This is a genomic window from Rhodococcus marinonascens NBRC 14363, assembly GCF_001894885.1.
Lineage (GTDB): Bacteria > Actinomycetota > Actinomycetes > Mycobacteriales > Mycobacteriaceae > Rhodococcus_F > Rhodococcus_F marinonascens.
In genome coordinates, this window is sequence record NZ_BCXB01000034.1 from 18,877 (window position 1) to 38,769 (window position 19,893).

At 64.0% G+C, this 19,893-nt stretch carries 24 protein-coding genes and 1 pseudogene; 16 read left to right on the forward strand and 9 right to left on the reverse strand.

Features of this window, described 5'->3' with window-relative positions; translation table 11 throughout:
- The first annotated feature begins 14 nt into the window (after positions 1-14).
- The gene (locus RM2_RS19215; protein WP_072691133.1) at positions 15-1,361 is read left to right on the forward strand and encodes a YhgE/Pip domain-containing protein; all 1,347 of its coding nucleotides are present in this window, start codon (positions 15-17) and stop codon (positions 1,359-1,361) included.
- A gap of 3 nt (positions 1,362-1,364) precedes the next feature.
- Here RM2_RS19215 and RM2_RS19220 read toward each other — a convergent pair whose 3' ends face one another.
- A complete protein-coding gene (locus RM2_RS19220) occupies positions 1,365-2,801 on the reverse strand; it encodes an amidase (protein WP_072691134.1) in 1,437 nt (478 codons plus the stop codon).
- A gap of 120 nt (positions 2,802-2,921) precedes the next feature.
- Positions 2,922-3,545, reverse strand: a complete 624-nt coding sequence (locus tag RM2_RS19225; RefSeq protein ID WP_072691152.1) for a superoxide dismutase — start codon at positions 3,543-3,545, stop codon at positions 2,922-2,924.
- Between the two features lie 512 nt (positions 3,546-4,057).
- On the opposite strand from RM2_RS19225, the gene RM2_RS19230 reads away from it, so the two are divergent.
- The 3 genes from RM2_RS19230 (at position 4,058) to RM2_RS19240 (ending at position 6,840) form a co-directional block, all read left to right on the forward strand.
- Positions 4,058-5,251 carry an acyltransferase family protein gene (locus RM2_RS19230; RefSeq protein WP_072691153.1) on the forward strand — a complete coding sequence of 398 codons (1,194 nt, stop codon included), beginning with the start codon at positions 4,058-4,060 and terminating at the stop codon, positions 5,249-5,251.
- Complete coding sequence (gene msrA / locus RM2_RS19235; RefSeq protein ID WP_072691135.1) at positions 5,211-5,921, forward strand: peptide-methionine (S)-S-oxide reductase MsrA; 711 nt, start codon at positions 5,211-5,213, stop codon at positions 5,919-5,921. The genes RM2_RS19230 and msrA overlap by 41 nt, the downstream gene beginning before the upstream one ends.
- Positions 5,922-6,249: 328 nt before the next feature.
- Positions 6,250-6,840: an Rv1733c family protein gene (locus tag RM2_RS19240; RefSeq protein WP_072691136.1), complete on the forward strand. Its 591-nt coding sequence runs from the start codon at positions 6,250-6,252 to the stop codon at positions 6,838-6,840.
- 13 nt (positions 6,841-6,853) lie between these two features.
- On the opposite strand, the gene RM2_RS19245 is transcribed toward RM2_RS19240, so the two are convergent.
- Complete coding sequence (locus tag RM2_RS19245; protein ID WP_072691137.1) at positions 6,854-7,780, reverse strand: LLM class F420-dependent oxidoreductase; 927 nt, start codon at positions 7,778-7,780, stop codon at positions 6,854-6,856.
- Positions 7,781-7,821: 41 nt separating this feature from the next.
- Between RM2_RS19245 and RM2_RS19250 the strand changes: the two genes are divergently transcribed.
- Positions 7,822-8,688, forward strand: coding sequence for a S49 family peptidase (locus tag RM2_RS19250; RefSeq protein ID WP_072691138.1), 867 nt, complete (start codon positions 7,822-7,824; stop codon positions 8,686-8,688).
- A 4-nt stretch (positions 8,689-8,692) separates the two neighbouring features.
- On the opposite strand, the gene RM2_RS19255 is transcribed toward RM2_RS19250, so the two are convergent.
- Positions 8,693-10,498 carry a hypothetical protein gene (locus RM2_RS19255; protein ID WP_072691139.1) on the reverse strand — a complete coding sequence of 602 codons (1,806 nt, stop codon included), beginning with the start codon at positions 10,496-10,498 and terminating at the stop codon, positions 8,693-8,695.
- A 440-nt stretch (positions 10,499-10,938) separates the two neighbouring features.
- Here RM2_RS19255 and RM2_RS19265 point away from each other — a divergent pair, with 440 nt between their 5' ends.
- From RM2_RS19265 to RM2_RS19285, 5 genes are all read left to right on the forward strand, one after another.
- Complete coding sequence (locus RM2_RS19265; RefSeq protein WP_373863360.1) at positions 10,939-11,874, forward strand: DUF4328 domain-containing protein; 936 nt, start codon at positions 10,939-10,941, stop codon at positions 11,872-11,874.
- On the forward strand, positions 11,871-12,635 hold the full coding sequence (locus tag RM2_RS19270; RefSeq protein ID WP_072691140.1) for a glycerophosphodiester phosphodiesterase: 765 nt from the start codon (positions 11,871-11,873) through the stop codon (positions 12,633-12,635). Before RM2_RS19265 ends, RM2_RS19270 begins: the two co-directional genes overlap by 4 nt.
- Before the next feature lie 23 nt (positions 12,636-12,658).
- Positions 12,659-13,063 carry a ParA family protein gene (locus RM2_RS19275; RefSeq protein WP_245814045.1) on the forward strand — a complete coding sequence of 135 codons (405 nt, stop codon included), beginning with the start codon at positions 12,659-12,661 and terminating at the stop codon, positions 13,061-13,063.
- Between the two features lie 2 nt (positions 13,064-13,065).
- Positions 13,066-13,323: a hypothetical protein gene (locus RM2_RS19280; RefSeq protein ID WP_139277836.1), complete on the forward strand. Its 258-nt coding sequence runs from the start codon at positions 13,066-13,068 to the stop codon at positions 13,321-13,323.
- A 156-nt stretch (positions 13,324-13,479) separates the two neighbouring features.
- Positions 13,480-14,448, forward strand: a complete 969-nt coding sequence (locus RM2_RS19285; protein WP_072691142.1) for a phospholipase D-like domain-containing protein — start codon at positions 13,480-13,482, stop codon at positions 14,446-14,448.
- On the opposite strand, the gene RM2_RS24125 is transcribed toward RM2_RS19285, so the two are convergent.
- Both RM2_RS24125 and RM2_RS19290 read right to left on the reverse strand, forming a co-directional pair.
- Positions 14,354-14,791, reverse strand: a complete 438-nt coding sequence (locus RM2_RS24125; RefSeq protein WP_169846767.1) for a hypothetical protein — start codon at positions 14,789-14,791, stop codon at positions 14,354-14,356. The two genes, RM2_RS19285 and RM2_RS24125, sit on opposite strands and share 95 nt — an antisense overlap.
- Positions 14,792-14,892: 101 nt before the next feature.
- A complete protein-coding gene (locus RM2_RS19290; protein WP_072691143.1) occupies positions 14,893-15,231 on the reverse strand; it encodes a hypothetical protein in 339 nt (112 codons plus the stop codon).
- Between the two features lie 188 nt (positions 15,232-15,419).
- On the opposite strand from RM2_RS19290, the gene RM2_RS24625 reads away from it, so the two are divergent.
- Together RM2_RS24625 and RM2_RS19295 are read left to right on the forward strand one after the other, a co-directional pair.
- On the forward strand, positions 15,420-15,578 hold the full coding sequence (locus tag RM2_RS24625; RefSeq protein WP_169846768.1) for a hypothetical protein: 159 nt from the start codon (positions 15,420-15,422) through the stop codon (positions 15,576-15,578).
- Positions 15,575-15,784, forward strand: coding sequence for a helix-turn-helix transcriptional regulator (locus tag RM2_RS19295; RefSeq protein ID WP_072691144.1), 210 nt, complete (start codon positions 15,575-15,577; stop codon positions 15,782-15,784). Before RM2_RS24625 ends, RM2_RS19295 begins: the two co-directional genes overlap by 4 nt.
- 85 nt (positions 15,785-15,869) lie before the next feature.
- On the opposite strand, the gene RM2_RS19300 is transcribed toward RM2_RS19295, so the two are convergent.
- A complete protein-coding gene (locus RM2_RS19300; protein ID WP_072691145.1) occupies positions 15,870-16,076 on the reverse strand; it encodes a hypothetical protein in 207 nt (68 codons plus the stop codon).
- Between the two features lie 392 nt (positions 16,077-16,468).
- Here RM2_RS19300 and RM2_RS25385 point away from each other — a divergent pair.
- The 3 genes and pseudogenes from RM2_RS25385 to RM2_RS19310 all read left to right on the forward strand — a co-directional run.
- Positions 16,469-16,885 (forward strand): annotated as a pseudogene (locus RM2_RS25385) (excalibur calcium-binding domain-containing protein); the annotation flags it as partial.
- Positions 16,886-17,066: 181 nt separating this feature from the next.
- Positions 17,067-17,243 carry a hypothetical protein gene (locus RM2_RS24630; RefSeq protein ID WP_169846769.1) on the forward strand — a complete coding sequence of 59 codons (177 nt, stop codon included), beginning with the start codon at positions 17,067-17,069 and terminating at the stop codon, positions 17,241-17,243.
- A 172-nt stretch (positions 17,244-17,415) separates the two neighbouring features.
- On the forward strand, positions 17,416-17,685 hold the full coding sequence (locus RM2_RS19310; protein ID WP_169846770.1) for a hypothetical protein: 270 nt from the start codon (positions 17,416-17,418) through the stop codon (positions 17,683-17,685).
- A 51-nt stretch (positions 17,686-17,736) separates the two neighbouring features.
- Here RM2_RS19310 and RM2_RS24130 read toward each other — a convergent pair whose 3' ends face one another.
- Entirely contained in the window at positions 17,737-17,979 is a 243-nt protein-coding gene (locus RM2_RS24130; RefSeq protein ID WP_139277839.1) for a hypothetical protein, read from the reverse strand.
- 295 nt (positions 17,980-18,274) lie between these two features.
- Between RM2_RS24130 and RM2_RS19315 the strand changes: the two genes are divergently transcribed.
- Entirely contained in the window at positions 18,275-19,189 is a 915-nt protein-coding gene (locus RM2_RS19315) for a DUF5926 family protein (protein ID WP_072691148.1), read from the forward strand.
- A 59-nt stretch (positions 19,190-19,248) separates the two neighbouring features.
- Here the strand turns inward: RM2_RS19315 and RM2_RS19320 are convergent, their stop codons facing one another.
- Positions 19,249-19,794 (reverse strand): ferritin, encoded by a 546-nt coding sequence (locus RM2_RS19320; protein WP_072691155.1) that lies wholly within the window; start codon positions 19,792-19,794, stop codon positions 19,249-19,251.
- Positions 19,795-19,893: the final 99 nt, after the last annotated feature.

Consider the following 19,893-nt stretch of genomic DNA (forward strand, 5'->3'; position numbering starts at 1 on the left):
CTATCGTCGACGGAATGATCTCTGAGCACGCACGGAAATCCGAGAATCAAGCCCGGACCGAGTCGACGCGAAAGGTCTTCACTTTGCCGCGGATCGCCGCGGCCGCCCTGTCCGGCCTGGTCGTGGCGTCTGCGGCGGGACTCGGGTACGTGTTCCTGGGCGGAGGCAAGGTTGACAGCCGGACCGTTGCGATCGTGAATACCGATGCTGGCACGACGGTGGACGGGAAATCGGTGCGTGCGAGTGACAAGCTGATCGAGCAGCTCGAGGCCAACGAGTCCTTCGACTGGCGGGTGGTCGACGCGGGCACGGCATCGGGCGACAGCTATTTCGCCACCGTGACCGTGCCGGAGGACTTCAGCGCCGCGGTATCCTCCATCTGGAGCACGACGCCTCGGCAGGCCACACTCGACGTCGACGTCGAGGGCACTGATTCCGATGCGTCCGACGAGCTTTCCGGAATTGTGTCATCCCGGATCAGTGCCGACGGCATTGCCGATCTACTGGCCGACGCGTCCTCGTCCCGGATGACATTCCAACGGGCGGGGGTAGCGGCCGGATTCCTCGCGGCCGGAACGTCCGCGGCCGACTCTGCGGTGCAGCAACTCACAGAGGGTGCCGACACCCTGCTCCCGTATCTCGAGACGGCACGGTCCGGCGCAGTGGAATTGCAGGAAGTGGCCGACCAGATCGAGGGGGTGGTCGGTGAGACTTCGGGGAACGTGGACGACCTGGCGGGCAGGCTGAGCGGACTGGGACTCACGCTCGGGCAGGCGAATGACAGCGCCACCGAGATGCAGACGAGTGTCGACGACGCGATCCGTCTCCTGAGTGCTACTCCTCTTGCGCCGCCAGTCGTCCCGTCCCTACAGCAGGTCAGTGACGATCTCGGACTGCTCTCGTCACAGCTGGGTTCGGTCCCCGCACTGCTGGGCGGCGAGGTCGGCCCGGGGACCGACCTCGGCGAACTCGTGCGCGTCGCGATGGGTCAGCTGACCGGTGCCAGCAATCAGCTCAGCAGCGCGGCACAGCAGTTGAACGACGGTATCGTTCCGATCGCCGATCAGGCCCCGGAACTGCTGGACGGCGCCACCTCACAGATTGTGGACGGCTTCGCGGCGCTGAAAACGCTGTCTGGGCAAGTGTCCACCGATCTCAACGAGGGTGTCGCGGCGATGCCGGCCCGCTCGTCTGCTCAGCAGACCCAGTTGGCGACGGTGTTGGCCGAACCGGTCGCGGTGACGCGCACTTTCTCCGCGCCCACCCCGATCCTCACGGCCGAACACCTCGCCATCGGATTTGGGATCACGACGGTACTACTGGCGGGGGCTGTGGCCTGGATGAGCAGGCGCACAGCCTGACCGTCAGCGGACGTCCTGAATCCGCCGCCACGGCGTCGCCTGCTCGAGTTCAAATGCCAACTCGAGCAGGGTCCGCTCGTCCCCGTGGTCCGCGGAGAAGTGGGACGCCAGGGGCAGACCCCGCGACGTCTCGTGGATCGGCAGTGAGATGGCCGGCCCGCCAGCCGCGTTGTTGAGTGGCGTGAACCCGGTGTACGCGATGAGTTTGTCGAACAGTTCATCGAAACTCTGTGTCGGCGACAGATATCCGAGCCGCGGGGTCGTTTGTGCAAGTGTGGGCGACAGGACCACGTCGTACTTCTGGAACACCTTCGCGTACTCGCCGCGCGTACGTCGCAGCCGGTAGAGCAGCCGGGGAGTCTTCGCGATGTTCTTTCGGTACAAGGCGGCCAGCCCGCGTGTCAAGTTGTCCGTGGCATCACGGTCGAAGTCCGGCCCGAGCGTCCGTTTGCCGGCGTTGGAAATGAGGAACGACAGGAAACCCCAGTAAAGGCCGAAGTCCTCGGCGAACGAGGGGCCCACCGGCATCGGGCATTCCTCGACATGATGCCCGAGTTCGGCCAGCAGGTCTGCGGTGGCGTGCACCGATTTCCGTGTCTCGTCGTCGGTGGGGGTGACTGTCACCGAATCGACGACCACTCCGATTTTCAGGCGGGTGCTGCTCGGCCCCTCGACCAACCGGATCGGAGGCAGCCCCGGGTTGCGGTATTGGCGTTCGGCGGCGGCCATCCAGCGGGCGGTGTCCCGGACCGATCGGGTGACGGCACCCTGCGCGATGATCCGGATCGGCATCGATGTGTCCATGGCGTTGGAGACCGTCCGTCCGCGGGACGGCTTCAAGCCGACGAGCCCACATGCCGCGGCAGGGATGCGGATGGATCCGCCGCCGTCATTGGCATGGGCGATCGGCACCACACCTGCCGCGACGAGCGCGGCCGAACCACCTGACGATGCACCGGGCGAGAACGCGAGATTCCACGGATTGTGCACGGGTTCGGCGTCTACGAACTCGGTGGACGCGCTCAACCCGAATTCGGGTAGGCGACTCTTGCCGAGCGAGAGCACACCGGTGGACAGGTATTGCTTGACGAAGTCGCCGTGCGCTCGGGCAGGTTTCGCAGCGAATGCGACGCTACCGTGCTGCGTGGGCAGGCCGGCAACGTCGACGTTGTCCTTGACGACGGTCGGCACCCCGGCGAAAACGCCTCGGTGCGGGCGGTCGGCTTCGGTCAGCGCACGATCGAAGTCGGCGCAGGCCAGTCCGTTCAGAGCGGGTTCGACCGACTCGGCGCGAGCGATCGCGGCTTCGGTCACCTCGCGGATCGACACCTCCCGCGTGGCGATCCGTTCCGCGACGCCTGTGGCGTCGAGATCGCCGAGGGCGTCGTCTCGAAAGGCATGGACGAGCATCTCGTCCCGGGCATGTATGGATTCGGTCACGTCCGAAGCCTATTGGACGCTCGCCCTGATCGAAATAGCAGCAATCGCCAAAAAACAAGCACGAACGCACAGGAGCACCGAAACCGGCGTTCTGTGCGCTCGTGCGAAGGTGGAGTGCATCTAGCCGATGATGCCTGCCCCCTGGGTGCGTGCGCGGTCGAAGCGCTCTGTCGCGTCCGCCCAGTTCACAATGTTCCACCAAGCCTTCACGTAGTCCGGCTTTACGTTCTGGTAGTCGAGGTAGAAGGCGTGCTCCCACATGTCGAGCATGACGACGGGGATGATCGCGGCGGTGATATTGCCATGCTGATCTGTCATCTGCTCGATGACCAGACGCTGGCCGATGGTGTCGTAGCCCAGCAGTGCCCAACCGGAACCCTGGATGGTGGTGGCGACACCGGTGAAGTGCGCCTTGAACTTGTCGAACGACCCGAACTGGTCGTCGATCGCGGCGGCCAGTTCGCCCGTCGGCTTGTCGCCGCCGTTCGGAGACAGGTTCTTCCAGAAGATTGAGTGGTTGGTGTGGCCGCCGAGGTTGAAGGCGAGGTTGCGAGAGAAGAGGAGCGCCTTGTCCGCGATCGTGCCGTCCTCGCGGGCCTCGGCCATCTTCTCGAGGGCCGTGTTCGCGCCCTTCACGTAGGCCGCGTGGTGCTTGTCGTGGTGCAACTCCATGATCTTGCCGGAAATGTGCGGCTCGAGAGCGGCGTAATCGTAGGGGAGTTCCGGCAGCGTGTAATCAGACACGAGCGTCCCTTCTTTGCGGGCCTGGAAGCCCTGGTTTTTCGGGTGCGAGCACACGCCGGACACCCGTCTTCTCTAATCGTCTTCGGGCTTCTACCCGATCTCGTCCGGGTTTCTGCCCCATGTCATTGGTACACCCTGCGCAAACATCGAAGCGGAGGGGGGCGATGCTCGAAAAAGAAAGTTCGGTCGTCCGAAAACGTTCTCGGGCGCCGGCGATCGACGCGAGAACGAGTTGATATGGGTGAACGGAGCCAGCAAGCCTCGATTCTGATCGAGTTCGGCCCACGCAGCCCAGCCTCGATCACGCCCTGGTTCGCGACACGACACACCTTCCTGCGTCGATTCGGACAATTTGTGGAACGCAGGGCTTAGACTTTTTCGCTGACAGAACTCCTCCGATTGGGCGACTACGGACCTCAGTGACGCATTCCCGCAGGTAGAGTGACCATTTTCGATTTCCGGTGTATGGTGCCGAGTCACTCGCCGTGAGCGCGACAGGCTAAGCTGTGGCGGTGCCTTCGCTACTGCCTGTTGTGGATTCGCATGCGGCGGCGCCGCGTGTCCACCTCACAGGCGCGAATTTGCTCCGATTTTTGGCAGTTCTGGCCGTTATCTACTCGCACATTTCGTTTTATCTGATCGACGACCTCGGCACCGGATGGTGGGCCATAGACGTCGTCCATCGGTCACTCATCGAAGTAGGCGGCCTCAACCAGCATTTGTCCTTTCTCGGGGTGGCCATCTTCATGATGCTGACCGGTATGTTGATCACCCGATCGGCCATTCGTCACGAGCCCGGGCATTTTCTGCTCAACCGACTCGGGCGCATTCTGCCCGCATTCTGGGTAGCCATCTTCGCCGCGATTGTTCTGGTGCGTCTCGGCATCAATGGAATGTTCAGCGGGCAGGAGGGGGTATCCAATGTCGAGGCGGCCCTGAGTTTTGTGCTCGGTGGTTTCTTCCTCAAACCCGAGGTGGCGGTTCTCGGTGTCACCTGGACCCTCGCCGTGCAGGTTCTCTTCTACTTCTCCTGTGTGGCGGCGCGTCCCGTGCTGCGCTCAGTACCGATCGCGATGCCGATGGCCGGCGCTGCCATTTGCTCGCTCATCCTGCTCTACAACATCTACGTGCCGCAGCCGTACGCGGTCCCGATGCTCTCGAAGATCGCCGCGACGCTGCCGGCCGTCTTCCTCGGACAGATCCTCTACCTTGCCTGGGCGCGGCTCGCGGACAACCGGTGGATCGTGGTCGCCTTGATCGCACAGGTCGAGGTGATTCGGTTGGCCACCGACTTCCGGGTCTACTGGGCCGGCAATCACTACCTGTGGACGTTCTTCGTGGTCACCTTGTCCGTCGTGCTGATCGGCCGGTACAACGGGCCTGCGGCGCACTGGGCCGTGATCCGGTGGACGGCCACGCGCAGCTATGCGATCTACCTCGTCCACACGCTGGTCCTCTACCGGGTGTACGAGACCGCAGTCGGTCCGTTCGGCGCGACCGGAGCAGTCGTTGCGTTCCTCGTCGTGACCGCCCTGGTGTCGGAGGCTCTTTATCGGTGGGTGGAGATCCCGTCGACGCGGTGGGTGGCTGCGCTAGCCGAGCGGATGCGCAGGCGGTCGGCGCTCGCGAAGGAGGGTTCGCCGCCGCCGCGGGTAGCATCGAATCATGTCTTGGTACGACGACCTTCTGGGTCGAGCCTCCGCTGAATCCGTGATGGTAACCGCCGAGGGTGCCCTCCCCGGAAGCGATCGGCCGATACCGGTTCTGGCGACGCACTTCGTGAGCGGTCACTCTCTCGAGCACCCGTTCCCGGAGGGCATGGAGCGCGCGGTGCTGGGCATGGGATGTTTCTGGGGCGCCGAAAAGGAGTTTTGGCAACTCGAGGGTGTCTACACCACCGCAGTCGGGTATGCCGGCGGCTACACGTCCAACCCCACCTACGAAGAGGCGTGCTCGGGTCGTACCGGTCACACCGAGGTGGTGCTGGTGGTATTCGATCCGAAGATCATTTCGTACGCCGAGATCCTCGCGCATTTCTGGGAGAACCACGACCCGACGCACGGTATGCGGCAGGGCAACGATAAGGGAACGCAATACCGTTCGGCCATCTACACGTTCGACGAGGTGCAGGTCGAGATCGCCGAAGCCACCGCCGAAGCCTTCGAGGGGCGCCTCGCCGACGCCGGCTACGGTGCGATCACCACCGAGATCGCGCCGCTCACGCAGTTCTACTACGCCGAGGACTATCACCAGCAGTACCTCGCGAAGAACCCTGGCGGGTACTGTCCGGTGCACGCCACCGGAGTCAGTTGCCCCGTGGGGTTGCTGAAGCAGTACGAGGTTCCGGCGCAGACGGACATCCGGCCACCGTCCTAGTCCGCTCCGACTGTCGGATCAGGTGATTCTTGCCGATACTTCCTCCGAAGTGTATGGCAGGTAACTGATTTCACGGACTGCTGATTCCAATATCGAGGATCGCGAATTCGTCGGCGGATCGGGAGCTTCTGTGCAACCGAATTTTTGCGCCGCCGAAACGCGGGCCTTTCGCCCGACCCGACGCGGCGGTAGTCTTGGTAGCGCAACAGGTTCGTGAGAGGGCGATGGTAGAAGGGCCCGGTGCGAAGACACACCCTATCGACCTGATCCCGTTCGCCCTATCGTACGACCCCAATCGTAGGGGTTGTGAGCGGGAGGTGGGGTCGGAATGTGGATCAATTCTCATCCGCGGGGACCGCGCAAGCACTCTTCCCGTCGGGACAATCCACTTCTCCGACGCTCGGATCGGATCGAGCGCCGGCTCACCATCGTGCTTGTGCTGCTCGCGTTCGTCATGCTGCCACTCGCCGTCGTGGCGGGTGCCCGGACCATCGACAGTCAAACGGACCTGGCGCAGCAGCAGGCCGCGCAGTACAGCACCGCAACCGCGACCACACTCGCCGCCGCGTCCAGCGTGTCCGCAACCTCGCAGTTCGCCACGCCGGTGGTCTACACCGCGCCCGCCGAGTGGGCGTGGGGCGCCGACGTCCGTCAAGGCAACATCGCCGTCGACCCCGCCACCTCGTCCGGCACGCACGAGCAGATCTGGGTCGACACGGACGGGAACCTCGCTACCAAACCGATGTCGCCGGGCTCGGCACGGGTAGCCGGTGTGACCGCCGGGCTCTTCACTTGGTTCGCGGTGATGACGATCGGGTCGTCCGGATTCGCGATCAGCCGGACTCTCCTGAACCGCGCACGTTACGCCCAATGGGACCGCGAGATCCGTCAGTTCCTGGACTCACCCACCCGGCACTGAGCCCGGTCGGGCATCACAACTGGGGCATGACTTCGCTCGCGACCAGTTCGAGGTGGTCGAGATCGCTCAGGTCGAGGGTTTGCATGTAGATCCGCTGAGACCCGGACTCGACGTAGCGGCCGATCTTGTCGACCAGTTCGGCGGGCGACCCGGTCAGTCCGTTCTCCCGCAGTTCGCCTATGTCGCGCCCGATGAACGCGGCGCGCCGCGAGACCTCCTCCTCGTTGCGGCCGCAGCAGAGGACGAGTGAGTTGGAGTACACCAATTCGCTTGGGTCACGATCGATCGCCTTGCACGCGAGTCGTACCCGGTCGATTGCGGCGCGCGTAGAGTTGGCGCACTGGAAGGGGACGTTGAATTCATCCGCGTATTTCGCGGCTAGTGCCGGGGTCTTCTTCTTGCCGCCGCCACCGATCACGATGGGCGGACCCTGTGGCTGCTTCGGCTTCGGCAGGGCAGGCGAATCCTTGATCGTCAGGTGCGTTCCCTCGTAGGAGAAGGTCTCGCCGACGGGAGCGCGCCACAGTCCGGTGATGACGGCGAGAGAGTCTTCGAGCAGTTCGAATCGCTCCTTGAGCGACGGGAACGGAATGCCGTACGCCTGATGTTCCTCCTCGTACCAGCCTGCGCCGATCCCCAGGTCGATGCGGCCATCACTCATCTGGTCCACCTGCGCCACCGAGATGGCAAGCGGTCCGGCACGGCGGAATGTCGCGGACGTGACGAGCGTGCCCAGACGGATCGTGGACGTGTCACGGGCCAGTCCGGCCAAGGTGATCCACGCATCCGTGGGCCCGGGTAACCCCTCGACGTTCATCGGGAGATAGTGATCCGACCGGAAGAACGCGCCGTACCCGCATCGTTCGGCGGCCAACGCCACGGTCAAGAGATCGTCGTAGGTGGCGCCCTGCTGAGGTTCGGTAAAGACTCGCAATTCCATGGCTACCACTGTGCCCGATCCGTCCTCGGTAGGCTTGCTCCATGGCAAAGAACCCGTTGACTCTGCCGAAACCGCTGGTTGACAAGCTGCCGGTCCGGCTGGGAGGTTCCGGCGACGGCGTGGTCCCAGTGGTGCGCTTGCACGGAATGATCGCTCCGGGTGGCGCGGGCTTCTCTCGTGTTCTCAGCGCGGAATCCGTAGAGGAGCCTTTGCGGCGGGCGTTCACCACGCGCGGCGCGAAAGCCGTCGCGCTCTTGATCAACAGTCCTGGCGGTTCACCGACCCAGAGTGAATACATCGCCTCCCGCATCCGGCAACTCGCCACCGAGCACGAAGTGCCCGTGATTGCGTTCTGTGAGGACGTCGCGGCGTCCGGTGGTTACTGGCTGGCGTGCGCGGCCGACGAGATCTACGCGACCGCGACCTCCGTCGTAGGCTCCATCGGCGTCATTTCGGCCGGCTTCGGGTTCTCCGAATTGATCGAGCGCCTCGGCATCGAACGGCGACTTCACTCGGCCGGGGAATCGAAAGCCCGCCTGGACCCGTTCTTCGTGGAGAAGTCCGAGGATGTCGAGTGGCTGAATACGATCCAGGAAGGCATCCATGACGAGTTCCGCGACTGGGTGGTCGGGCGGCGTGGCGAGAAGTTGAAGGCAGCTGGGGCGAACTTGTTCGACGGTGACGTCTGGCTGGGCCGCCGCGCCGCCGAACTCGGCATCGTGGATGGCGTCGGCACGCTGCGTGAGGTTGTGGAGAAGCGGTTCCCCGGCGCGAAGCTCGAAATGACCGAGGCTCGGCGCTCGCTCTTCGCGAAGCTGGGACTGCCCGCCGCCGGCTGGGACGAGGCCGCCGCCGCGATCGTCGGTGCGGCCAGTGCCCGCGTCGCCTGGTCGCGGTACGGCAGGTAGTTAATTACTTCGGCACTACAACGCCGACCGGTCCGACGCCGATGCAGACGGATAGGTTAGGCGTGAGGGTGCTCACCCGTAAGCTCTGGCCCCCACCGATGAGGCGCACGAACACCGAACTCAGGCCGCGCTGCACCGGCACCCGCACCGGGTCGCCGTCCTCCATCGCGACCGAGATTTCCCCGTCGGCGTCGGCCAAATAGTTGAGTTCCGCCGTCCACTCCCAGCCGATCAGCGGACCGTTGAGAGGGAGCGGCACGAAACTCCGCTGATCGACAAGGTACCCACAGTCCGGGACCGCGCCGGGCTCAATCGATCGCACCCACGTGACCTGGGCGTCGATCACAGAACCGTCGTCGTCGATCATCCGCAGGTCCGGAGTGCTGTCGGAGAACTCGGGGCGATCACGCAGTGGGCCGAGGAGCCGACTCACCATGTTGTAGGGGTAGGCGACCGGCAGCAGTACCCAGATGGAGGTGGGCTGATCGAGGATCGGCGCGTCATTGTGTTCCGCGAGCGACGCACGCGCGGTCGTGAGGTAGTCGGTGGTCGGGTTCTCGTCCCAGCTCCGGGTGAACGTGTACGTCGACCACAGGCTGCTGGCGACGAACGCGGTGACGGCGGCAACCGCAACGAGCGGCCGAACCCGGATGGGGGCAGCGCTCCGATGAGGGGCGTGGGCGATCAAGGCGAAGGCGATCGCCAGGATCACCGCGGTGTCGGTGAAGTAGCGCAGGGTCTGTGCGAGTTCATAGGCGGTGTTGTCGCTCGATCGGGTGACGACCATCGCCGTCACCGACAGGAGGAAATATGCGGCCGTGAGGATCCACACTCCGACGATGCGACGCTTGCGCCGCACGGTGGCAACCACAGCCACGACGAAGGCAACCCAGCCGGCCACCACCAGCATCGTCGAGGGGGCGGCCCATGCTGGGCTCGGGATCCAGCGCGCCCACGCCCATGGGCCACCGATGAGGGTGGGGAGAAGGCCCCGCGACGTGGCGTGATTGAACAATTCGAACGCGGCCACACCGTTCGGTCGCACCAACCGGGACTCAACCCAGGAGAGGTAGACCAAAGCCCACGTAGCGAGCACCACTGCCGACGCGATCCAGAGCGGTGCGCCCCGGCGCAGTGTTGAGAGTGCGCACTGGCGCAGCGTCGACTGGAAAGGCCGCTCGCGACTGTCGATATAGCTGAAGAGGGCCACCGTCGCGAACGCGACGAACGGAACCAGAACGGACTTCTCGAAGAACAGCAGCGACGCGATCAGCACGAGTGTGCCCGAGAACGCGTACCGCCGACGCCCCGTCCGACACAGTTCGAGTGCGTCGCCCGCCACCCAAGCGAGCGCGATCTGCAGCGGCAGCGCGTTGAGCGCGGCCGCCCACCACGCGAACGCAGGCAAGGTCAGTGGAGCGAAAAGGTACAGCGCCAGCGGGATCAGCAGGGCCGGCCGTGGGCCGAGGATCTTGCGCAACAACCGGAAGACCGCAAACGACGCGACCGCTTGCAACGCGACCATCGTCAACATCGGCAGTATCCATTGATACGGCGCGATCCGCGTCACGACTCCCGCGACCAGGAAGGCTCCCGGCATCAAGTGGCCGTCGTGGTCGTAGAGAAGAAGATCGCCGGAGAACAACGGGACGCTTGCACTGCGTCCGACGAGGATCAGGTCGTCCCAGTAGTAGCCGCCGCGACCGGCCACCCATGCCCGCACGAGCAGTTGTGCCGTGATGAGAACTGCCGCGACCTGGAGAACTCGGGTAGGCCCGACGTGCCACCGCGACCCGACATCTTCCATCATCGGTCCCCGAGATTACAGGGTTCGGCGAGATCACAAGTTCGGTGGAACCAGATCGCGCCGGACTGCGTCAGTACAAGTATCGGGGCGTTCTCGCCCCGAAGGGGGTGGGGAAACGACGCTCGGTCCGGAGTTCTCGGGTTGCTTCGCGGGCAGCCCGAACTGGAGGGGTAATTCCGGGCCGAGCGTCGTTCACCAGGCTGCGGTGTCAAATTGTCCACTGCTGTGGACCGGCCGCTCGAACCTGTCAACAGTCACGGTTTCGAATACGCTCTGACCTGTGTATAAGCACCACTCACAACGGTCAAAACTGTGCATGAAGCTGTGGAAACTGTGGATAACTCCCGAATTCTTGTGTCTCAGCTCACATGTTTGGTTCACGCGGGAAGATTCGACAGTCGTCTGCCCGCATACCCAGGTCGTGGAAGAATCGGCGATGTGAAGTGGGTGCGGAGGACATGAGCCTCATTCAAGTGTGCGCGCGATGCGCGGGCCGGTGGCCAGTCGTCGGTGCTCCGACGCAGTGGTGCCCCCGCTGCCACGGAATACTGCTTGCTCCGGTCCGGACAGACCAGTTCCTCCCACCGGATCGGCGAGGCTTCCGCTGGATTGCGCGGTCGCCGCTGCAGAGGGCCGGCCTTACGTCGGATTCATCGGCGCCGAGTCCCACACCGCGCTACACGGAAATCCCGCGGTGGGGGTTGCGCGATCGGGTCGAGATGCCTGCCGCACGCCGCAACTGGCCGGAACTGCTCGCCGACAAGGTGGCCGTCTTCCTAACTCTCACCGCGAGCCTCTACGGACTCGCAGTCCTGGCCGAATTGGCACGCTACGGCGTTCTGGTCCGCAACCGGACCCGGCTGATCGACCCGACGGTGCTTGCAGTGTCCGATTTCGCGGTGTTTGTGGCCCAGGTCGGCGGGACGCTATTCGCGCTGCTGTCCGGAATCGGCGCAGTGTGCTGGCTGCTGCGGATTCGTCGTCGTACGTTCGACCGATCCGAGACGTCAGACCCACGGTCGATCGGCGAGGTGATCGTCGGGTGCGCCGTGCCTGGCCTGAATCTGGTGATGCCGGGGGTATTTCTACTCGAGGTGATCCGCAGGGATCCCCGTGCAGTCACGCTGGTCCGCGCCTGGTGGAGTCTGTGGGTCTTCGGAGCCCTGCTCGTCGTCTTCAACTGGTTCTGGCGCTCGCGACCCGGTCTTCAAATCATGGCCGACGGGGTGCTGCTGTCCGCGTTCACAGCACTGATCGCGTCCGTAACCGCTGTCCTGACCTTGATGGTCGTCCGAAGGCTCGAAGGCCGGACTGTGACGGGATCGAAGGGTGCCGTCACTCGCTGGGTGGTCGCCGACCGGGAAGCTCTCGCACCGTGAGCCCCGACCGGCGAGGACCCCTCGTGGTGGCGCACCGCGGCGCATCCGCGGCCCGGCCCGAACACACGCTCGCCGCGTACGAACTGGCGCTGGAACAGGGAGCGGACGGCCTTGAGTGCGACGTGCGACTCACTCGGGACGGCCACCTGGTGTGCGTCCACGATCGCACCATCGACCGCACCTCCACGGGTACCGGCGTCGTCAGTGAGATGACGCGCGACGAGTTGGCCGTTTTTAATTACGGCACCCCGGATGAACCGGCCGATCTCCTCGAACTCAGCGCTCTGATCGCGTTCACGCTGGACTGGTCTGCGCGACCGGTGAAGCTGTTCATCGAAACCAAGCATCCTGTCCGTTTCGGTGGCCTCGTCGAGAGCAAGGTGCTCGCCGAGCTGCATCGTTTCGGCGTCGGGTCGCCGCCGTCCGCCGACCATGCGCGTGCTGTCGTCATGTCGTTCTCCGCCGGAGCGGTGTGGCGGATCAGGCGCTCGGCGCCACTGCTCCCGACGGTCCTGCTCGGCGAATCTGCCCGAGTCCTCGGCGGGGGAGCGGCGACGACGGTCGGGGCTACCGCGGTCGGGCCGTCGGTGAAGACCCTGCACGAGCACCCAGACATCGTCGACAGGGCCGCCGCCGCGGGACGTGCCACTTACTGCTGGACCGTCGACAGCCGCAGCGACGTCGAGTTGTGCCGCGAACTCGGCGTCAGTTGGGTGGCCACCAACTACCCCGGCCGCACCAAGAATTGGCTCGAATCCTGACCCGGCCTGCGTCGAGGTTCGGCTTGATCCTCATCGACTGCCAGCCGAGCGTGGGCAAGCTGGTATCGAATGCTCTGATCGCAGCGACCGGCGTCCTGATCGTGACGGAGCCGAGCATCGACGCCAGTGCCGGCGTCGCCAACGTCATGGACACGATCGAGACCGTCCGCGAGCACTACAACCCCGACCTCGAAGTTCTCGGCGTGGTCCTCAACAAGGTCCCGCCGCGCAGTCGGGAAGCCGACTTCCGTGCCGCAGAGCTCGGCGACGCCCTCGGCGAGCGGCTCTGGGAGCCAGCCGTACCGATGCGGACGGTCCTCACCGAAGCCCGCGGCGCCCGCGATCCGATCCACTCGTACGGCAGCCGTGCCGCCGACCTGATCGAGATCTTCGACGAGTTCCTCACCCGCATCGTCAAGAAGGGATGACCATGCCCACCAAGCATCAACCGGCAGGCGCCTTCGGCGGCAAGAAGCTGACCAAGGCACCCGACACCGAAACCCACCCCCTCGCACCGAATAAGACGGAAGCCCCCGATGCCGAGCCGGCGAAGCTGACACAGTTCTCGGCCCGTCTCGACCCGGAACTCCTGCGCCAAGTGAAGATCGCCATCGCCACCCGCGGAACCACCCTGCAGGCCGCCACCGCCGAAGCCTTCGAACTCTGGCTGAGTCAAAAATCAAGCTGAACTGCAAGGTTACAAACCTTTTTGCAATAAAGAAAACTTGCCAACAAGCAGGCTCGAGAACAAGCCGTCTTGTTAGGTTGCAGTCCAAAATCGCCCTGTCGGAATGCCTCACGTACAACTACCTCTGAACTTTGCCTTGAAGGAGTGCTGACCCGAGTGGCACGGATCTTCGACAACATCAAGTCCGACCTGGGCTCGCATCTTCAACAGTCGCTGCAGATCTCGGAACGGATGGATGTTGCGGTTGGCTACTTCAATCTCCGCGGCTGGTCAGTATTCGATGCCTTGGTCAAGGAAAAGGTTGCTGCTGGCGCGGTCGGTCCGGTGGTACGAATCCTGATCGGGATGGTCATGACCGGACCGCAACAGGAGACCCTGGACGATCTCCAGGCCAGCGTCGACGGCACACCACGTCCGGATGCGGACGCGAACACGGCCCGCGAACGTAAGGCGCATCTGCTCGAGCAGCTCCGCACACAGTTGATGCGGGGCCTGCCTACCAACGCCGACCGTGCCGCGTTGCAGTCACTGCGGGATCTGCTCGCCCAGGGCGCGGTGGAGATCAAAGTGTTCACCCGCCGCCCGCTGCACGGCAAGACCTACATCTGCCACCGACAGGACCTGAACAACCCGATCACCGGGTTCGTCGGCTCCTCGAACCTCACCGCGCCGGGCCTGATCCACAACCTCGAACTGAACGTCGACGTCCTGGACACCTCCGGTGCCAAAGATCTGGCGCAGTGGTTTGAGGACCGCTGGAGCGACCGGTTCAGTCGGCCGGTCACCGCCGACGTGCTGGATCTACTCGACGAGTCGTGGGTTCGCCGCGAACCTCGTCGGCCGTACGAGGTGCTCTTGAAGGTCTGCTACGACCTGTCCCGCGACGTGCGTGAGGGATTGGCCGAGTACTCGGTGCCGTCCGAGATCAGCAAGCAATTGCTCGAATATCAGGCCACGGCAGTGCAAACGCTGGCGCGGCGGATCATGACCAAACGCGGCACCATGCTCGGCGACGTAGTCGGTCTCATTCCTACAAGCCGAGACCGTCGACCAGGCGCCCGAGCAGGCCGCGTTGTCTCGCGTCCGTCTGCGGTGGCGGGGTCGTGTCCGGTCGTCCCGTGGTGAGCATCGCGAGCGTGCGCCGTAGGTCGGTGATCTGCTCAGCACGCTCAGCGGCCAGGGTTTCGGCAACCTCGGCGCGACGCTGTAGGTCCGCCATTTGTGCCTGCACCTCGGAGGTGGGCCGTGTGTCCTGGTGGCCTATGTCGTCGCCCTGGGGCACGTGGACAGCATCGGGGGGCGCTGGCCTACCCGGTGTCAGTCCGGCGTGCAGTAGCGCGGCGAGTGGGATCACCCAGACCCCAGCCGCATCTTTGTAGGCGCCACTGTCCCGCAGCTGGTCGAGGCGCCGCGTGATCGTCTTCCGCGATACTCGGCGCGCTTCGGCGGCCGCGGTCACTGTGAACATTTGCCCTGGGTTGGTCACACAACCCCTGCTCGGGTGTGACGTGACGGTAGTCCAACGGGGACGTGTCGCTAGGTCGGTGTCCTGCCCCACCCCGTCTGCTCTTAGTAGACGATGCCCTTGAGGGCCGACACCCGGACGGCGGGGTGCTCGGGTGTGTCGCCAGCCCACCGGGGGAACGGGATGAAGTGCACGGCGGCAGCGTACAAACCCGACTCGTCGGGAATACCGAACTGGATCGGGCCGGTCGGGGTGACCGGGAACGCGAGTTCGGGGTCGGTGAGTTCCGCCGTGGTTTCGGGGTCGGCCACCCAATCCATCGGGTCACGGTGGTTGAGCCACCTAGTGCGGTCCTTGTGTCCGTACACCGTCCAATTGATCCCCCATTCGATCAGTCCGGTGTCGTCATGGGCCGATCCTGCCTCGAGAGCCCCGAACAGCACTCCCCTGGTGTGACGGGGTGGGGGGAACTACCTCCCGGACTCTCGCGACACTCTCGCGAATGTTTGAACCCTCCGCACCAAGTGGAACCAGCCCGAACTTAGCGGGCTGGTCCCACCTGGCAGTCTTCCACTCAACGAATTGCAACGCACCACCGACACCGACAGAAAAAGGTCCGATGAAGAGGTTCATGACACCCATGTTTGGTGTGCTCCTGGCGTACACCGCCCTTACTGGTGTGCTCCTGGCGTACAACTTCACCCCTACCCGCGCGATCGTCTGGGGCATCGTCTGGGCGTTCACTGTGTTCTGGCTCGGTCGCAGAGAGCTCAGGAGGATAAACCGATGATCAAGTATCTGAGTCGCGGAGAGATCGCAGAGCATCTAGGCCTGACCCTGTCCGCTATCAAGGGCTACGACGCTCGCGGCTACCTGCCAGAGGCTGACGCCAAGATCGGCCGTAACTTCGGCTGGCGTGTGGAGACCATCGACGAATGGAACGCCAACCGGCCAGGTAGAGGGGCACGAACCGACCTCGACGACACGTCTCACTGAGCGCGTCTCACGTCCACGGTGCACCCCGAACGGGCGCCGGGTGGGTGAGTGGTCCTACATGTCGCCCTGTGCGTCGCTGTACGGCTCAGCTGGGAGGCTCTGCCCTGTTCCTGTCCCTGATCAGCAGCCGGGCATTCACGCCCACGAGCACCAGGACCACGGCGCCGAGGATCAGCGGCCAGGTCAGCGACCGGCCACCGACTGCCGCGACCGCGACGTTGAGCACGGACAGGCCGAGTCCCAGCCCGGAGAGCAGCCAGGCCAGTCGAGCCTGTCGGGTCCATCCAGTCATTTCGTTTCGTGTCCTTCCGGGGCCGATAGGCTAGCTACGAGGAGCGGGGCGGCAACCACTGCCGTCACAGCGGCGCGAACTGACTTCTTCAACGGTTCCTCTTTCGTCGGTGATGTTGAGACTGGCCGGGAAGTGATGGTTCTATGCGTCGAGAACCTCGCAAATCGGACTTTCTTCCCAGTGGGACAATAACGACTGGGGTATGGCTGCGGGTCTCGCGACGCTCCTGGGTGTGGGTAGGCCGAACGAACCGAGCTGCCGCACCGAGTGCCGTACCCGACTTACCTCCGCAGTCTCAGCCGTCTGCTCGCCTTCAGCACGTGGTGACTGGCCGTGGTCCAGACCCGCAAACTCAATCTGTGACATACCTCTTGCACCAAAGGTGCGACCACGACAAACCGACGAACGGGCAGAAGGGTAACGGTGACGCGGCAACCTGGTTGCCGCCGAACAAGTCCTACAGATGCACGTACGTCACACGGCAGGTACAGGTGAAAGCCGAGTACGGGCTGTGGGTGACGCAGGCCGAAAAGGACGCCATCACACGGGTGTTGTCCGACTGCGGTGCCGCAACCGCGCCTGGTCCGGACCTGATTCCTTCGGTGCCGACCACCACCGTCGCTCCCCCACCACCGCTGCCCGCACCCGTTCCGCAGGAACCGGCACCGGCGCCGGCACCAAGTGGTGGCGCGGTCTATTTCAAGAACTGCAGCGCAGCGAGAGCCGCAGGTGCCGCACCCATCTACGTCGGTGAACCCGGCTACCGCGGCAAGCTCGACCGGGACGGCGACGGCGTTGCCTGCGAATGATCACGCGCGCAGGCCGCTTGAGCTGATGCTTAAGCTCCTCGACGAGATCTCGGTCAAGGACGTAGCGCAAGGGCAGACACCGAAAGCGACCGAAGAGGGACCAGCCCGCTGTTACCGGGCTGGTCCCCTGGTAAGTCTTCCACACACGAATTGCAAGCCACACCGACCTGGAAGGTTGACCATGCAGAGGCTCAAAACAGGCCTGATCGCGTATCTCATCGCGTTTACGGTCTTCGCCGCCGTGCTCCTGGCATATAACTTCACGCCTACCCGCGCGGTCATCTGGGGTATTGCCTGGTTGTTCCTTGCCGTCACAATCATTCGTAAGGAGCTCAAGAAACCGCAGGAGAAACAATGATCAAGTACCCCTGAACCCGAGTGAGATCGCCGACCGAGCGTCTCGGCTAACGGGTTTCGTTAGGTTTCCGCTCAGGTTCCTGAGGTTGTCGACCAGCCGGATCGGTTTCGGGCCTGCCTCGAGCATCAGCAATGCCCGCTGTAGATCCGCGATGGGAAGTGGAGGTGACCCCGTGGGGCATCTGGAAGAAATGGCGATGTATGAGCGCATTCACGCCGAGATGGACGGAGACTTCGGCGACCTCGCGGGGATCGAGGGACCGGCCAGTGCCGGCGAGTTCGGGCTGGCTATCCAGTCCGCGATCGAGGCGGCCTGGGAGTTGAAGCGACCACTGAGCCGTGAACTCCTCGACGATATCCGCGCCGAGGACCCGTTCGATAATCCGGTGATCCGGGAGCTGATGCTTCAGTTCCTCGACGAGATCCCAGTCAAGGACGCATAGCCGACCTACCCGTTCAGGGGTAGGTGCGTCAGACCCGACGCCGCCCGGTCGTCAAGAGTTCAGCGCCCTATAACGACTCTTCGCGTACTCACGCACTTCCTCGGGATCCCAGACCGGAGTCTTACCGAACCTGTGGACGGGCTGAGGTGCAGGGTTTCGCTTGCCGGGCCGGTTGACATATGACCGCCAGGTGCCCTGTGTGACGTTCAGGAACTTGGAGCACTGCTCGGCAGACCAGACGTTGCTGAGCAATCTCGGTTCATCATCGTCATGAGTATTGGTCTTGTCGGTCATTGCATCCCCTTGGTGACATTGCCGGTGGCGGGTTGGTGGTGCGATCCCACTACATCCGTTGCCGGTGCCGCTCAGCCCGCTTGAAATGCAAGACAATCGGCGGTTTCTCGCTTATTGATCTTCCAACTCTTCGATGGTCGGGTGGCACAGCACTGCAGGGTTGGCGATCGATCGCAGCGATCCAATGGCGCGGACGGTCGGATCTCGGACATGGTGCGGGTCGACGTCGGGACCGAGAGGTTCGGGCTCAGGACACGCTTTTGCACGTTGCCGCAACGGTGTAGGTTTTGGCTTCGTGGGAAAGAAGAGCAAGAGAAACAGTGGTCCGAAGCCAGGTAGTGCCCGCGCCGAGAAGATCGCGCAGCGACAGGCGGAACGGGAGAACGCTGCGACGGCAGTGACCCGGCCGTTCGAAGGCCTCGCGGCCGAATGTGATCTGGTGGCGCTGCGCGAATTCGTGCCGTCGGCGACCGCCCCGCTTCCCTTGAAGGATTCGCAGCGCTCAGTGACGCTCGCGACCGTGCTGCCGGGTGCAGTCGCGGCACTTGTCCGTGAGGAAGGGGACAGTGCCACCGGCTTCGTCGGGGTGCAGGTCCAAGCGCATTCGGCCGATCTCGGTGCCGATCTGGCCGCATCGGTCACCTGGGTCCGCGAAGCTGCAGCTGGTGGGTCGCTCGCCTCCGCCGGCCCCGATTCCGAGACGCCCGCTCTGGCCGATGTGATCGACGCGGATGCGCTTCTCGACATCACTGTGCACCAGGATTTCAACTGGTGGATCCCCGAAAGCGTGGAACCGACACCCGAGGTCGCGACCACCGTGCAGCACGCGAATGCGGCGATCATGCCCTCCGCCCGAATTGAGGCCGATGGCATCGTCGGGGCATGGTGGGTCGATGCGGGCGAGAAGGCACACCTGCGCTGGGTGCGCCCGGAGGACGAAGACGATCTGATGCTCGCTCTCGCGCGCGTGCACGCCACCGGTGGTCTGCACCTAGGTGACGGTTCACGGTATGCCGGATCGTTCCGGACGCACGGACTGCTGGTCCCGGTGTTCGACCTCGATCGGGAGAAGCACCCCAACGAATGGGCAGCGGGGACCATCGAACTCGGTGAGCGGCTGGCGCAGGCTCTCGCCGTCGACGCGCCCCTCACCACCGAGGAACGACGCGCCCGCGACGGACTGCGTGGCCGTCAGGTCACCCTGCGATAGGCGCTCCTGCACGGTGAGTGGTGGGCGAGTGCAGAGACTTGCCCACCACTCACCGGAGCTCAGACGGAACCGCCGGCCGCCTTGGGGGCCCGGGAGGTGTCTGTGACGCCGCCCATCTCGCGTGCGACGAAGTTCTCGAGGTCGAACAGGTTGCTGCCCGCGCGATCGGCGATGGCCAGCAGGGTGGTCATGCTTGCGACCTCTTCGACCTGTTCCTCGAGGAACCACTGCATGAACTGCTCGCCGAGGTAGTCGCCCTCCTCGCGGGCGGTGCTTGCGAGGTGCACGATCTGCTCGGTGACCGTCTTCTCATGGCTCAGCGCGAGGGCGATCGGTTCACGTGCGGTCTCGAACTGCCCCTTGGCGGGGTCCACACCCGACAGCTCCACGTTGATGCCGCGATCCAAGAAATACTGAATGATCATCATCGCGTGATTGCGCTCTTCGACGGCCTGCTTGTAGAAATGCTTGGCCAACTGTGGCAGGTCCGCATTGTCGAAATAGACTGCCGTTGCAATATATTCGTGTGACGCGTTGAATTCATTTCTGATTTGATCGTGAAGCAGGCCGAGAAATTTCGTTTTGTGCGCGTCAATGGAAGTCATGGCGTACACAATAGCGCTGGTCAAAGTGCTTGTCATGCAAGTTGTGCCTAACTGTGGCAAGGGTTCCCATAGTTATTCCTACCTAATCTCGAGCATTAG